A 15,939-nucleotide genomic window follows, 5' to 3' on the forward strand; every position below is an offset into this window, starting at 1 on the left:
AATTTCAACCGCCCTGATTGCCCGAAGACAAAGCATGCCCTGCAGAGGTTTTATTCTCCGCAGGGCTTATTTTTCTTCATTTAATTTCCGACATATTTCGAGGAACTTCGGGCCGTCACTGTGACTTAACCTTCATTAGCTTAAAACTGCTTGTCCCGCTGTTTGCTGCAAGCTTGAATTTCCATCTTTCACTACGAAAGAAGCACGTGTGCTGATTGGTGCACCCGGTCTTGATACATATAGAACCACTCGATAATCTGTTTGCCATGTTTGTTGTGTCAGTTTACAACGAACGTAGCCTCGGTGGTTATTAAAGAATTTAATATGCGGATTTTCTTTCAAGTATTTCGCTGTGTTGCTATTCACATCAGAACCGTCTCCATTAGAAGTAATCGATGTTCCCACAAACTCTACTGCTACATTTTCAGAGTTAGAGTCATGGAAGTCGACTTTGATTTCATTAGCCCAGTTGGTATGAACATCTCCCGTAAGGACAACGGTATTCTTAATATCCTTTGCAGCTAAAAAGTCCACAATTCGCTGGCGAGCGCCAGGATATCCATCCCAAGCATCCATGCTTACATATTCTTCGTCTGGATCAAAATCACCATCACGGTGAGCAAAAAAGACCTGTTGGGCTAGAACCTTCCATTTTGATTGTGATGCAGCTAGACCGTCTAATAACCAACGTTCCTGTTCTTCCCCTAGCAGTGTACGGCTTGGATCCTCCGACTCTGGAGTTGGGACTTTCCAGCCGTCTCCATTTGCCTGATCGTCTCTATATTGACGTGTGTCCAGCACATTAAAATCTACTAAATTACCAAAAGATAGCCGGCGATAAAGCTGAATATCACTGCCATTTGCAGTAGATGTACGACGAAGAGGCATATGCTCATAATAGGCTTGGTACGCCACAGCTCTTCGTTGTAAGAAATCCTCTTTCGATTGCTTGTGAGGATCCTGAGGGATATCAGCAGCATAGTTATTATCCACTTCATGGTCATCAAATGTCACAATCCATGGAAAATTCGCATGGGCCGCCTGCAAATCACTATCCAATTTATATAAGGCATAGCGATTACGATAGTCCTCTAGTGTATAAATCTCTGGATACACCTGATCCATTGGGCGAATATTGGAGTCATGTTTCCCTTCGTATATGTAATCACCTAAGTGAACGACCAAATCCAGATCCTCCTTGGCCATATGCTGATAGGCTGTGTAAAATCCTACAGGCCAGTTTTGGCAGGAAGCAAATGCAAATTTTAGCTCATCCACATGACTATTATAGGCAGGTGCTGTTTTCGTTCTGCCCACTGGACTGAAATTCGATTGCGACTTAAATCGGTAATAATACCATGTCGCAGGGTCTAAGCCATCTACTTCAACATGGACGGAATGGCCCAGCTGAGGCTTTGATAGTTCCGTTCCTCTTTTCACCACATTGGTAAAAGAGGAATCAAGAGCAACCTCCCATTGTACCGGGAATGGATGATTTGGCATGCCTCCCCCATTTAATGGGTCCGGAGCAAGCCTTGTCCATAAAACAACACCATCCGGCAGTGGGTCACCTGAAGCAATTCCTAATGTAAATGGATAATCAAGATTGCTAGATTGATTGGATGACGACTCGGCAGCTGCCACATTTACTGGAAGTGATTGAATAAGAGCAGCACCAAGTGCAAGCCCTACCCCTTTACCAGTCCTTTTTAAAAATTTTCGACGATCCAGCGATTCTAATTGAAGTTCATCTTTTTTCATACTATTCCCTCCTTCGTTTCGTTTTTAATAGTAGGAAATAGTTATGTTGCACATGTTAGAATGTCGTAAAAAAATGGTAAATCACTTAAAATAGCAAATTATTCCTGTATTTCTCTCGATCCTGGTTCAATAGAACTGACATATTCTGCGATTAACACTCTTAATCTAGTAAAAATGAAAACACCCTTACCCTCTCAAAAGTCCCGGGGTATATGAAGAAAGCCGTTTTAATCACACTTTTTCCTATAGGTGAAAAAACTTAATATTAATGGGGATAATGACTCATCCAATGCCTTTTTTATTTAGTAGATTTTAAAAGTGTTCATTTTTTGTGATGTGACAGTAAATTATTTTACTTTTTTGTAAAATTTAGGTTTCTAAAAGCGACGTGGTTAAATAGAAGTCCTAAGGAAGTACAGGTAGCAATTCGAGGATGTGTGTAAATTTAGCCAATTAGCAGAGATCATTCGAAGGAATATAAGGGTGTAAGAAAGAAGTGAGGAGTATAAGGGACAGACAATAGTCTGGCAACCCGGCTGCCATGGCAAGAATTGCTTTAGGCCCGTGGCTTTGCGTATTTTTACTTTCGTAAAATTTGCCCTTTATTTTTTAAGATGGGGGAAATTTTAAAAAATCATGAATGAATGACTTGACCCAATAATAGTATTTCCTCGTAGATTATTAGTTTTATATCCATATCATTGCACCTAGTATATTGATCGTACAAAAAGTAGAAGTCCCTTATAAATAGAAACATTTCTTCCGCAGAAATATCATTCATCCCTTTCTAGGAAGTGAATTCCCACATTTAGTGCTTGATTTAAATAAATTAGACTACTAGAGGGAAGAAATTTTATTATTCTTCTAGAAAATGTTGAATGTTTCTGGAGTTAATTTCGTTAAATAATAACTCTATAAACGCCTTGTCCAATTTCAACTCCACTGCTTTCAGATAGCAAGCAATCAATATTTCATCAGGTAAATCCTTCATTCTCAATCAATCACCTTATTTTTTAAAAATGATTAAAACACACAAAGAATATTATCTTAAATTCGAAATGAAAATGGAATAGATTCGACAAAAACTTAACAAAAAAGGGTTAAGCCAAAAAACACAAAAAGCCCTGCAAAGATTTCTCTCCACAAGGCTGCATTAATTCTGCTAATCATTTAATTTGGAAGGAATTAGGAAGGCGTGAGAACCGTCCCCTTGTTTCTTTCCCCATGTATCATGTACCTTATGTTAATCCTAAATGTTCACGGAAGGTATGGCCTTCATATTTCTTTCTGAAGATACCTCTTTTTTGCATTTCAGGAACAATTAGTTCAACAAAGTCTTCTAAACTGCCGGGTAATGTAGGAGGCATAAGATTAAATCCGTCAGCTACACCAGCTTCAAACCAGATTTCCATCTGATCCACAATTTCGTCGGGTGTACCTATCAGTGTGTGATGTCCACCGCCTGCACTAAGATATCCTAATAATTCTCTTACTGTCGGTTGTGTATCATTAATAATTTCTAGTATCGTTTCGTAACGTCCAACTGGACCAGTAAATTCTTCTACTGGGGGTAATGGAGGTACTTCTTTATCAATTTCCCAATTAGTACAGTCTTGTTGAATAAAGAAACTCAACTGTTTTAAAGCCGTTTCAATAGGTAATAGCTCATCTAATGCTGCTTTTTTGGCCAAAGCTTCTTCACGAGTATGACCTACATAGGTTACTAAGCCTGGAAATACTTTAATATGTCTATTGCTGTCTTTGCTTTGTTTCACTTGTTCATCTAACTTTTCACGAAATCTTCTTGCTTGCTTTAAGTTCCACGACACCGAATAGACGGCATCGGCATATTTTGCGGCTAATGCAACGCCTTGTTTAGATGCCCCTGCTTGCATTGATACTGGTTTACCTTGCGGACTTTTTGGCGTAGTGGATGGGCCATACACTTTAAAATAGGTGCCAGCGTGATTAAAAGGCTCAATGTTTGAAGGATTTATCAATTTTCTTTCTTCACGGTCATGTAGAAAATCATTACTGTCCCATGAAAGAAATAACTTATTCATTAAAGCAGCGAATTCGTCTGCCTTCTCATAGCGTTTGTCATGAGAAGGCAGTTCTTCCATACCATGATTTAACGCCTCTAAATCAGTCATTGACGTAACGAGATTCCAACCCACACGTCCTTTTGTGATATGGTCTAAACTTAATAGTTGTCGTGAAGCTGTAAAAGGATTAGAAAAAGTACTTGAAATGGTTGAAACTAATCCCACATGATTTGTCACTTGAGAAATAGCAGTTAAATTGACTACCGGATCAAACCAAAATGCAGGCATATCACTAGAATGTTTACCTGGAAATGATTGATTATCAGCAAAGAATACTGCGTCAAAGTAACCTTTTTCCGCTAGCTGCGCTAAGGATTGGTAATAAGTAATATCTCCAATACGTTCAACGCTTGAGTCAGGCATTAACCAAGCAGCTTGATGATGTCCACAACCATAGAGCAAAACACCTAAGTGCAGTTGTTTTTCTTTCGTTTTTGTCATTTGAAATAAATCTCTCCTTTTTTGATATAAGGACAAGATATAGAACACAACAAGCGGAGAGCTTATGAAGTACATAAAAAAGCCGGTGTCCAATAAATGGCTGGACCCGGCTAATATGTATAAAGAAGTAGTATAACTATAATGACGCTTCTAACTTCCCCACGCTGGTATGAACCAGATCAGGTCCCAAGAGTCAAGAAACTTCAACGTGTTTCTTTCTCAGCCCAACTTATTGGACTCCCCTAGTTAATTACTATTCAATTTGATTTTAGTATACAAGAGACTTCATTAAAATAAAAGGAAAATTTGGAAAATGAGGCTAAGGAATGAGGATGGAAGAAGAGAGAATAAATAGTTGAAGGAGAATTCAACTGAATTTAATCAAACGTAAAACCACCACCCGAAAGTGGAGGTCTATTATTAGGAAAGACTTGATAAATTATTGTTCATTTAAGCTTGTTACAGAAACACTTTGTTTATTATTTGGTTCATTAAGGGAATGGATTGTAGCTATTCCATTTGTTTCATCCACGTGCTCAATATAAATGCCTTCTCCATTATAGGTTACATTAGCCATATTTGGCGAAGAAGCAATTTCTTGTGCTCGTTGTGCATTCATTGCAGCCACCTCCTTTTGACTTTAATAGTTATAATATTTGTTTCAAATAACTTAGATATACTAATAGCATACTGAGAGTAGAGAAAGAGGTGCTTTCGGAGCTGAACCATTTTCTTCATCATCATTCTTTGAATAAAGAAAATTGTGATAACCCTGAAACGGCCAATGTTTCTAAATAGAAAAGCTCTACAGAGATCTTTTCTCCATAGAGCTTTCTACAAATAGTCATATACTTTTATACAGTAACTTTATTATCTTCTGCTTTTTTGTTGATTTTTTTATGAATGAAAGGTAAAATATATCGATCTAAACCATATTTACCAGCATTTGCACCAGCTACTATGATGAATACAGTTAATAACACCATTTGTGCGTTTGTGCTTACTGTTCCAGAGAATAAGAATGCAAAGTTCATGGTTGCTCCCATTAAAGCCGCGAATGTTGTAAACGTTCCAAGAATAAGTGCGATTCCTACTAGTAATTCACCCCATGGTACAAGAATATTGAACAACCCTACATTTGGAAGTGCAAATCCTTTTAGGAAACCAGCCCACCATGCTTGAACGGCTGGATGATCGCAAGATGCTTTGCCAATGGCACCTTGCAAGAAACCAGATGCATCAAACCACCTGTTACTTTTCCCCATCCCCCATGAATCCATTGATAACCTAAATATAATCTAAATAATACCAGTATTCCGGCTGCTATATTATTTTCTCTTAACCATTTGACTACCACCACACTCACTCCTCTTAGATTAAGATTTCACTTAGTAGTAGTTTTTTAGAAGCACTTCTTATGCTTTTATTATATATACGATTAGATCTCTTGAAATAGAAATGTTCAATAGTTCACAAACCGGAAAAAATCTCTTTACAAATCAGTGAAAAGTAGAATTGTTACCCTGCGGAGTTCTTCCCGCAGGGTTTCTGCTTTGCTAAGTTTCAAACAACTCAACCGTCCCCGTTTACAATGGTCTCGCTGACTGCTATTTTAAAATAAACCTTAATTCATCAAGCGAATATTGTTCAAGGATTTTTTCGAATAGGATTGGGTTACTAAGTAAATCTTTAATAGAATGAAAACCATAGGGAATGAATGTGTTTTTGCTATAATCAACGGGATATTCAGTCATGATACGTTCTAATTCGTCTCCAGCACTATTAAAAGCAATGACTTCAATCTTATCTCCGTATTGCAAGCCTGCACGATTAAAAAGGAATTCTTTTTCCGTTCCCGTGTCATTCAATTCCTGTGCTGAAAGCGGTAAGTCGTTCACACTTACTTCAATCCTACTGACTGCAGGATTCGTAGTAATCGTTCCATTTACAAGATAACTAAAAGCGATAAACTCTATAGAATCTATATATTCTCCAGGAACAACAATTCCTAATTTACTAGGATCATATAAAGCCATAATGTTATTGTAACGATCCGTGTCTTCCACAAAATCAGCCAAAGTCTTTATTCCTTCTAATAAGTCGAACGGAAGCATTACTTTTACATTGACAGAATCAAAAAAGCTTCCATCCTCTGTTTCGGCCATTATTGTCGTTTCACCGACTCCAACCGGGGTGACTATTCCGTTCGGGCCAACCGTTGCAACTGCGGGATTTGTGCTTGTCCAAATTACTTTTTGATTCTCTGCATTTGTAGGAAACACAGTATAACCAAGTGTGACCCTCTCCGGACTAAACGATGGACCGTTCATAATAAACGTTTGTTCACTACGATCTAGTTCAATTGATGTCACTTTACCAGGAACCTCGTCCCCTTTCATCACGTTGACAGTATATACCTTGTAGCTTTCACCATCCTGTGCAGTTACTAAAATTTTGACCACTGCTTTATCACCTATCATTGTGTTGCCAGTAATCTCAACAGTTGCGTTTCCATGATCTTCTGCACGAGCATCAACTTTTAAGGAAGCAAGTGGTCCCGTTATAGTACTTGCAGGTACCGCGTGGTCATAATTTAAAATTTCCGGATTAAATCCCTTCACAGGGATATCATTAATAGAAAGATAATGTAAATTCGTATTAGCCGATTTACTTGATTCTATAAGTTGGTCCCATCTAACTGGACCAATACGTGGATAATCAACCAAACGTCCCTCTAATTCCAAAATATTAAAATGGAAGCCATAACCTTCTACCTCAATGTTTCCATTGCCGGTTAATAATACTTTATGTCTGCCTGTTGCCACAAAGTTAAATCGACTATAGTCCTTTTCATAGTTTTGAGAACGGTCACTATAGACAGCATGAGCTTGTTTATCTCCTACCTGTTTGAAGTTCCCTTCAATTTGTAAAACACCATCGGTTAAATGAGCTTGGTCATTCATCGGCTTTCCTAAAAAGGGATATAACCTTTCAGCATGATTACGCGAGCTTTCCACTGTAAAATCACCGTGGACATGAACATAATCACCATCTTTCTCCGTATAGAAATCAGAGGTTGTATCCATAGAACCATGAATCATTGTCAACCAGCCATCATGAATCGTATAATTACCAAATATATTGACAGTACCATTATTAACATATAGTTGACCACTATTTTGAATCACATCCCCCTTGGTACTGTCAACATTTCTCGAATCAGCTGTACCTACTTGAATATAGCCACCATTTACATTTAATGACTTATTTTCTTTAAACTGATCATCAATTAAATTACTACCGCTTATATCAAGGTTCCCATCAATCAATAGCTCACCATGATTAAGATCAAACCAGCCCTTTTGTGTCATATTCTTTTTAATATGAACAAATCCGCCACCGGTATTAAAATTTCCCTCTTGAACTAAATCACCTACCACTGTTAGAGCAAAGCCATTAAGATCCAGACCACCTCGCACCAACTGATTATAATTACCTTGAATTAAAACCTCATCATCTTCATTAGTGCCATATTCTCCATTTACCCGCAAAAATCCATCCTGAGTATAACTATTTGCCTCTAATTGGCTATTATTAAGATTAATCGTAGAACCGGCTTCTTGCTCGAGATTCCCCGCCTGTATTGTTCCGCTTACTGCACGCATTTCAGAACACGAAAGAAGCACAAGGTCACCTTCAACTTCCACATCATACCCATTTAAATCCATTTTCATATTTTCATACAGTACTAAATCTCCATCCATATATAAATCATCTGTCAGAGTCCAATCACTATAAACTTTTGGTCCCCGTAGATCTTCAACTGATTCTCTTATGTTATCAAACACGTTAATTAAATTGGCTGAATAGATAGCTTGAAAATACTGACCTCCTGTCTTTTCAGCCACTTCTGTTAGAGTTGAAACATCAATAGCAGATTCATGGCCAAGACCAATTGTGTAGATCGTTATATTCTCTTCATAAGCTTGTTGAGCTAACTCCAATGATTTGGAGTTATTAATTGAATGTCCATCGGTTAACACGATCATAATTTTATGATTATTTCCGCTATTTTTTGAAAACTCTGCTAGAGCCTCGCTAATCCCAGTACTCATATCCGTTCCACCATACGGAATGGGCTTATATAACGCCTCTTGTACGAAATAACGATTGTTTGTTAATGATTGCAGATTAACGGCTTCATCATCAAATTTAATAACCGATGCCCGGTCATACTCATGCAAAGAATTTACTAAGTTCATCGACCCTGTAAATCGAATTTCATCCGGGTCATTAACCAATATTGTTCCTGAATTATCCAAGACAAAGACGATATCAAGCCCTCTATTAGGGTTATTGCAGCCGTTATTGCCCTCTACAGCACCAGCTGAATAGGCTGAAGGAATCAGAATGCCGACAAATAATGACAAAACCACTGCAATCAATAACCACTTTTTGTTCATTACCATGAAAGTTCTCCTTTATTCGTAAAATGTAAAGTAACTAAACTAGTAAAAAGCGACTTTTTTTAGGTTAATTTGTTAAATTTTATGATAATATGTAGAAAAGTATACTACATTTTTCGCACAAAAGTAACAGGAACTTACCGAGGAGGATTTAAGTGAAAAGACCTATATATTTCCCGCTCGTTTTTCTAAGCAGTTTACTAATTTTCATCGCACCTGCTTCAGCAAAAAACTTTGAAAAAGAAGTCACCCATGACCCGCAAAAAGTATGGGAGATAGAATTTAATTCAGTAGTCGAATTCAATGAAGATATAAAAAAATCAATCTATATTGAAACAGAATCTGGCCAGCACCACCCAGTAAATCTACAACTTTCAGCTGATGGAAAGACAATTAAGGTTCATCCGGACAAACCATTTTTCATAGAAGAATCTTATTCTTTAATAATTACGGAAGATGTTTACTCTGTAGCGGGAACTAAACTAAATGAAGAAACAATTATGCCTTTTGAAGTTCAGGGTGAATACATACAATCAGTTCAAGTAACTTTAAATCCTCTAGTGACAAATGTACAGGCAAAGGCTGCAAACGGGGTCGCAAGGATTACAATTTCAATCAACGGAGGCAGTGAAATCGCACTCCATGAAGACCGTACTCGTGGTATACGGGGCTTAATGGCTGGTGATGAAATACAAATATTTGCTTATGATCAACATGAACAATTGCTTGAAAAACAAAGCTATCAAGTTCTGAACTAAGGAGGCCCCCGCTCAAATGAAGAAAACAACGATTATTCTATCTTTTTTTATACTATGTTTATTGACAGCCTTCGAGTTCGCATCGGCCGGATCCTTTCCAGGCAGCGTATCCGGAAGCACAGCGGAGTCTCCTCTTAGCGGGAGCGGAAAAGGTATAGTAACAGTAACAAATGCACCAACTAATGCAGTTCTTAAACTTTATAAAGCAGATAATTTGCAAGCGGTTGTACAAAAAATTGAAGCCGCACAATCTTCAGTTGAATTTACTGAGGTTGACCCCGGAGAGTATGTTGTGACATCAACTACACTAGTCGATGGAAATGAGGTTGTTTCCGATTACTCTACAAATGTATCGGTAAAGCCAGCTCCTGTAATAATATCATCTGTAGATGGCAGCGATGAGATCTCGGTATCAGGTGGTTATCCCGGAGCTAAATTCACACTCAAGAATTCAACTATAGCTGGCTACATACCAAAAACTATTGATGCAGACGCTGACGGAAAGGGAATATTCAAAAATATTGATCCAGGGGAAGGTTATCAAGTAACACAAACCTTCAACGAATTAGAGAGTGCTTTATCTACATCTAAACCGATTACAATCCGTCCAAATCAAGTAACCGTTCTTGTCCAAAAAGAACCTGGTCCTACTAACAATGAAGGAGAAATTACAGTAACCGATATAAAAGTAGGCAGTACATTATCCCTATACCACAGTAGTGGAAAGCTAGCCAAAACACCTGTAATTGTCAACAGCCCAAGTGGATATACTTTTGGCGGTTTAAGTGCAGGTACATATTATGTAGTCCAAACCATCAATGACATACCTAGTGTAGATTCTGAGTTGGTCACACTAGTCGATCAGGAAATCCCTGTTATAAAGTTAAAAGGTGATAATCCAATAACTATTATCTATGATCGAAATCAATTAAATTACAACGAACCTGGTGCGGATGTGATAGATAATATTGATTCTGCTCGAACAATTGATAATGGGGTCAATCCTATCCCAGCAGATGCAAAACCCGGGATTTATACCCTAAAATACAATGCCGAGGACAGCAATGGTAATAAAGCAGCTGAAGTAACGAGAACGGTCATAATTCAACCGAATAAATTGACATTGGGAGCAACAGATACCGAACTAACTATTCCAACAGATTCGACTGGAGAAATTAAAATAAATGGAGTTATCCCAGCTACAGGCGTCCTCCTTTATTTATATCAAGATATCGGAAATGACAATGACAATTCAAATGATATTCTTGTTAGAGGACCCATCCAAAATGCAACAGACGGAATGACCATTAATGATATCCCTGTCGGAAAAAACTATTATGTAATCCAGGAGTATGGCACAGTTAAAAGCCTTCCATCGGACAGAGTACATATCTTAGATAAAACGCCACCCCAAATAAAAAAAATCGGTTCAGATATAAAGCTAATCGTCGGTGCAAGGTATGTTGAACAGGGAGCGTTAGCTACAGATAATATCGATACGGAGCTGGATGTGGTAACGACTGGATTTGTCGATACAAGTATACCTGGAATTTATACCATTACTTACAGTGTAAATGATCAAGGAAATAACGGTCCTGTCACTGCAACAAGAACTGTCACTGTTTTACCACCTGCAGTAATTGCGATCGGAAGCACCGCTGACATGGGCGAAGTAGGCGTAAAAAATGCTTTAGTTGGATCTGTTCTGATGCTATATAAAAGTGATGATACTTTTGTAAAACAGTCACCTAAACTGACTGATGGTGAAACCACCTATATTTTTAAAAATATAGAGCCAGGCAGCTACTATATCATTCAATCATTCGAATCAGTTGATGGAACAGGATTAGTCAGTGCAAAATCAAATATCGTAGAGGTTGTTGACATCGACCGTCCTCAAATTTCCTTAAATGGCCCTGAAAAAATCACAGTTATTTGGAATGAGGATAAGGAAGAATTTTATAGAGGCTCAACAAATACATTTATTGACCCAGGGGCAACATCTGAGGATTATATAGATGGTGATTTAACAAGAGCATTAACAAAAGTTATGATACCACCTTTCAATTCTCAGACTTGCAGTGATCCAAACAAACCGGTCAATTGTGAAGTTCAAATTCCAGAGCCAGGGAAATACACCATCACATATAGTGTTACAGCTCAACGCGGGACCGAAGCCATTAATAAATTACGCAAACTAACTGTTGCACCTCCAAAGGTTGATAAAACAATAGCACTCAAGAGCACATCTGGTACGAGCTCAATAGAGATTATCTCTGGTTTGTATCATCATTCAACAACTGTCGTTAATCTATATAACACTTTTAATCAACTCATTGAATCCAAACCTGTTCCGAATAATACAAAAGCAGTTTTTTCAGAAGTACCAGCTGGGATTGGCTACTATGTAACACAAACGGTAAATGGAGTGGAAAGTATACCTTCAGATCCAGTAAATATTAGTCAGTATTCTGATGCTGAGTTGGATAAATTTATAGGTTTTGCATCATTTAGTTTTAATGGACTTAACTCTGAAGGAATAATTGACCAAACTAACGGGGAAATTTTAATCACAGTACCGAAGGGAACCGATGTTACAAATCTAAAAGCTGTATTTACACTATTTCAAGGGAACGAAAGAGTTCAAGTAAATGGGGTTACGCAAACTTCTGGATCATCTTCACAAAATTACAAGAATCCTGTTTCATTTACCGTTATTGCCGCAGCGGATATGACAGTGAAAAAAGTGTATACAGTTACTGTAAAAGAAGCAAACAGCGCAATCACAACTTGGGCAGATGCGGTCAAAAAGAATATGGTCTTAAATAGCTATCAGCCAAGCGCTATTACCCTAACAGCACCTGAAAAGGCTTTAGCTTCAGAAAAAGGGATCAGCTTTATTGCAGACCACTTTGCCATTCATGTTTCTCCAGCAAATTTGTTAGAAAGCATGAATCCGACATTGACAGTAAACGAGGTAAGCCGAAGGTCAATTATTACAGCGAATGACCCCAGTTGGAGAAATGAATTATCAAATATTATTGAATTGGATTGGGACAATCAATCAGGTCCTTTCATCCAACCAATTGAAGTGGAGATTCCCAATGAGGAGAACAAAGTATTTGTAAGATTAAAACGGCAAACGAACGGACAATTATTTGCAATTGTTCAGCCAAGCAAACAGTCGGGAAATACCATAATTGGAATGGCAACTGAGCCTGGCCAATATGCCCTCCTGACAAAAACCTATGGTCCAATTTTATTAAGACCTAAGGAAGACACTTATAGACTCTTTTCAATCTATCCAGGAGCAAAAATCTATTATGCGTTGAATGATAAGAAGATTGCTTTTGAACGAAGCGGCGATGATCAGACTTTTGCTGACTTCTTATTTTCCGGAAGACCATCAGACTTAGCAACATGGATTCCTTATAAGGAAGAAATAACGGGGATTAAAAATAAACAAGTGTACGCACTCTTGGAGGTTGACCAAATCATCAGCCCGATTACGGTAGTCAGCACTCCTGCCGTTGCTCAATGGACAGAGGAAATTCCAACTGTATCTCCCCATAAAGTTTGGGAAATCAAATTCAACTCAAAAGTGGACAGAAAAGCTTTATATGCTGATGTGATTTATGTGACCGATGATACAACAGGTAAGAGAATTGACATTTCGTTAGAGCTCAGCGGAGACGGAACAAGCTTGTCAGTTGCACCCAATAGATCCTATGAGGCAAACAAGCAATATACGTTATGGATTGACCAAGAAATAAAAAGCGAAGCCTCTGACAGATTCTTAAACGAGCCCATTAAGTTGACATTCGTTGCGAAATAATCAAAATGATGAAAACCGGCGCAATTGGCCGGTTTCTTTTTTTAAAAATAGAAGAGCTGTCCCAAGAATAAGATCCATGAACCTCCGTCTTTTAGCAGAATATATTAAAACAACTACTATTCACTAACGGAAGAGCCGCAAACTTATAGGACAGCCTCTTCGTTTATAATTCAATTGTAAACTTCATTTGAACCGGATCACTTAATTGTTCCCCAGTCTTCGTTCTTACTATATCCTCAATAAAAAGGTAATATGTGGAGCCTGATTCATAGCTTAATCCGTTTATTAAATGGATTTCCAGCGTTTTATCATTTTTTTGCAGAAGACGAGCAATCGGCATTTTACCACCTGTCTCATTTAATATATAGACACTATCATCTGTTAATGAGTTTCGGTCCAATTCCTTACTAAACGTTATGCTCCAGGCTTTCTTTGGACTAACACCAGTATTAGTTCCAAAGTCTTTATAACCAACTCTCGGATAAGATATAGCATCATCCTTCTCTGATACTGTGACAGTTAAAGTTGCGGTCTTTCCACCATCTACTGTAGTAGCAACAATAACCGCTGTACCTTTAGATATAGCCGTTAACTTCCCATTCGCATCTACATCTACAATCAACCTATTACTAGAAGTCCAGTTTACATTTTTATTGCTAGCATTAGTCGGACTTACCGTTGCATATAATGATTCCCGCTCGCCAACAACTAAATCAAGAACAGACCCTTTGTTTAATGTAACGCCTGTAACAGGTACCGTAATGGGTAATGATTCATACACGCGAAACTTGTTACGGGTCACACCGGTGACCGAATGCAACTCAAGGTTTGGATTTAAAGGGTCATCGTGCTTCACGGTGTAAGGACTTGAGCTTAAATCACGGACAACAAATGAATAGTAGTAGTCACCTGGCTCCAACGTTTGCGTGACAGCCCAAACATTGTTCGACTGTTTTACGAGCGGGACTTCCCGCCAGTTACTGAAACTGCCGACTACAGCCACATAATCGGTCTGCACATCAAGCTCAAGCAGGCCACTGTCATCAAAACTGCTATAAGTAAACGTCACGTTGCGGCCATTTATAATTGGACCTGACTCTGGATATGGCAATACATTTAATATACTAAGCGAATTTCCAAAGTCATCAAGCACTTTATTACGGTTTAGTGGATCTGTCATCCAATGGCCATTGACAAGAAAGCCATACGTATATTCACCCGGCTCTAATTCCACCTGCAACTCCCATACATTGTTTCCAACTTCCCTAAGCGGGAGATCTACCCAATCATTAAAGCTTCCGTTCACCTTAACACTCACCGTATTTTCATCGCCAAAGTAGCGTAACAGCACCTGCCCTCCTTGAACAAATGGAAATTCATTAATTTGCATAACATTATCAATACCATGAACTTGTGTAAATACAGGTTCCTTCGTGGTTGGATCTGAAGACATCGACTTCCATAACCAAACGGTTCCATCCTGTCTAACCGCAAGAACAAAGCTGTCGAAACCACCTCCGCCGCCAATTGTACTCACATTACCTAATCCTTTTATTTGAATAGGGGTCGGACGGCTCGTACCAACACCTGAGGTATTCCGCCCCCATGCCCAAACAGTTCCGTCATCCTTTAAAGCAATCGTATGGTTATCACCAGCTGCGATCATCGTCACATCCGTGATTCCTTCCACTTGGATCGGAGTCAATTTATTATCACGGCCTCCGTCGCCTAATTGTCCTAATGAATTCAAGCCCCACGCATATACCGTCGTTCGGTCCTGATTCAAAGCAATGGTGTGATTGTCTCCTGCAGCAATCTCCATGATACTGCTTACCCCAGGGACTATCCTAGGAGTGTCATTGACATCAGTAGTTTCGCCGTTGCCCAGCTGGCCATATGAATTCCGGCCCCACGTCCAGACAGTGCCATCTCTTTTTAAAGCAAGAGAATGATCAGCACCCGCTGTTACAGCGACTATCTCAGACAAGACAGGAACTTTATTACTCGATGACGACACAACCGTACCACTTTCGCCAGTCTGTCCGTAAATATTCCGGCCCCATGCCCATACTTGTCCATTTTCATCGACAGCAAGAGTGTGGTGATCACCAGCCGCAATCGCGACAATCTTTCTAGGCAGTTCCACCACCTTGGGTGCTTCCACTTTACTAACACCAGATGAATGGCCAAGCTGTTCCATATCATTGCGTCCCCATGTCCATACTTTTCCACTCTCATCGAGGGCAACTGTATGATAGCCACCGGCAGCAATCTCTTTGATATTTGATAAGCGATTGCCATCAGCTTTCTTTATAGGATTGGGATCAGCGGCATCCGCTCCAGTATTGGCTAACTGGTAATAGGAATTATCCCCCCAACCCCACACACTTCCATCATCTTTTAAGACAACTAGATGATCTTTCCCGGCATCCACAACCTTTTCATGATTAAGGACGCCATATGCGCCAGCTGATGATGCAAACGTTATTAAGGACAGTAGGATAATACCTATCATTAATAGTATCGGATTTCTATGTCTAAACAAGTCTCTTTCACCTCCATATCATACTTGT

General features: G+C 38.9%; 8 protein-coding genes, 1 pseudogene and 2 riboswitches. Of the genes and pseudogenes, 2 read left to right on the forward strand and 7 right to left on the reverse strand.

Translation table 11 applies throughout. The features are described 5' to 3' along the window. Positions 1 to 135: 135 nt before the first annotated feature. From CZ487_RS24415 to CZ487_RS24440, 6 genes and pseudogenes are all read right to left on the reverse strand, one after another. Positions 136 to 1,761 (reverse strand): alkaline phosphatase D family protein, encoded by a 1,626-nt coding sequence (locus tag CZ487_RS24415; RefSeq protein ID WP_077214964.1) that lies wholly within the window; start codon positions 1,759 to 1,761, stop codon positions 136 to 138. Between the two features lie 523 nt (positions 1,762 to 2,284). Further along, positions 2,285 to 2,371, reverse strand: a riboswitch (cyclic di-GMP riboswitch). A 246-nt stretch (positions 2,372 to 2,617) separates the two neighbouring features. After that, positions 2,618 to 2,752: a sporulation histidine kinase inhibitor Sda gene (locus CZ487_RS24420; RefSeq protein WP_084783380.1), complete on the reverse strand. Its 135-nt coding sequence runs from the start codon at positions 2,750 to 2,752 to the stop codon at positions 2,618 to 2,620. A gap of 247 nt (positions 2,753 to 2,999) precedes the next feature. Next, positions 3,000 to 4,307 (reverse strand): LLM class flavin-dependent oxidoreductase, encoded by a 1,308-nt coding sequence (locus tag CZ487_RS24425; RefSeq protein ID WP_077214965.1) that lies wholly within the window; start codon positions 4,305 to 4,307, stop codon positions 3,000 to 3,002. 139 nt (positions 4,308 to 4,446) lie between these two features. Then, positions 4,447 to 4,561: riboswitch (TPP riboswitch) on the reverse strand. Positions 4,562 to 4,746: 185 nt separating this feature from the next. Continuing rightward, positions 4,747 to 4,926, reverse strand: a complete 180-nt coding sequence (locus tag CZ487_RS24430) for a small acid-soluble spore protein H (protein ID WP_077214966.1) — start codon at positions 4,924 to 4,926, stop codon at positions 4,747 to 4,749. Between the two features lie 235 nt (positions 4,927 to 5,161). Further along, positions 5,162 to 5,664, reverse strand: a pseudogene (locus CZ487_RS24435) (DoxX family protein). Positions 5,665 to 5,914: 250 nt separating this feature from the next. After that, the gene (locus CZ487_RS24440) at positions 5,915 to 8,776 is read right to left on the reverse strand and encodes a VWA domain-containing protein (protein ID WP_077214967.1); all 2,862 of its coding nucleotides are present in this window, start codon (positions 8,774 to 8,776) and stop codon (positions 5,915 to 5,917) included. A gap of 152 nt (positions 8,777 to 8,928) precedes the next feature. Between CZ487_RS24440 and CZ487_RS24445 the strand changes: the two genes are divergently transcribed. Together CZ487_RS24445 and CZ487_RS24450 are read left to right on the forward strand one after the other, a co-directional pair. Beyond that, a complete protein-coding gene (locus CZ487_RS24445) occupies positions 8,929 to 9,531 on the forward strand; it encodes an Ig-like domain-containing protein (RefSeq protein ID WP_077214968.1) in 603 nt (200 codons plus the stop codon). A gap of 16 nt (positions 9,532 to 9,547) precedes the next feature. Beyond that, the gene (locus tag CZ487_RS24450) at positions 9,548 to 13,366 is read left to right on the forward strand and encodes an immunoglobulin-like domain-containing protein (protein WP_077214969.1); all 3,819 of its coding nucleotides are present in this window, start codon (positions 9,548 to 9,550) and stop codon (positions 13,364 to 13,366) included. Between the two features lie 163 nt (positions 13,367 to 13,529). Here CZ487_RS24450 and CZ487_RS24455 read toward each other — a convergent pair whose 3' ends face one another. Continuing rightward, positions 13,530 to 15,911, reverse strand: coding sequence for an RCC1 domain-containing protein (locus CZ487_RS24455; protein ID WP_077214970.1), 2,382 nt, complete (start codon positions 15,909 to 15,911; stop codon positions 13,530 to 13,532). Positions 15,912 to 15,939: the final 28 nt, after the last annotated feature.

Source organism: Robertmurraya dakarensis, assembly GCF_900156875.1.
Lineage (GTDB): Bacteria > Bacillota > Bacilli > Bacillales > Cytobacillaceae > Robertmurraya > Robertmurraya dakarensis.

Bases quoted from the DNA above. Each gene is read 5' to 3' on its own strand.
- CZ487_RS24415 (WP_077214964.1), bottom strand. From the start codon at position 1,761: ATGAAAAAAGATGAACTTCAATTAGAATCGCTGGATCGTCGAAAATTT.
- CZ487_RS24420 (WP_084783380.1), bottom strand. From the start codon at position 2,752: ATGAAGGATTTACCTGATGAAATATTGATTGCTTGCTATCTGAAAGCA.
- CZ487_RS24425 (WP_077214965.1), bottom strand. From the start codon at position 4,307: ATGACAAAAACGAAAGAAAAACAACTGCACTTAGGTGTTTTGCTCTAT.
- CZ487_RS24430 (WP_077214966.1), bottom strand. From the start codon at position 4,926: ATGAATGCACAACGAGCACAAGAAATTGCTTCTTCGCCAAATATGGCT.
- CZ487_RS24440 (WP_077214967.1), bottom strand. From the start codon at position 8,776: ATGGTAATGAACAAAAAGTGGTTATTGATTGCAGTGGTTTTGTCATTA.
- CZ487_RS24450 (WP_077214969.1), top strand. From the start codon at position 9,548: ATGAAGAAAACAACGATTATTCTATCTTTTTTTATACTATGTTTATTG.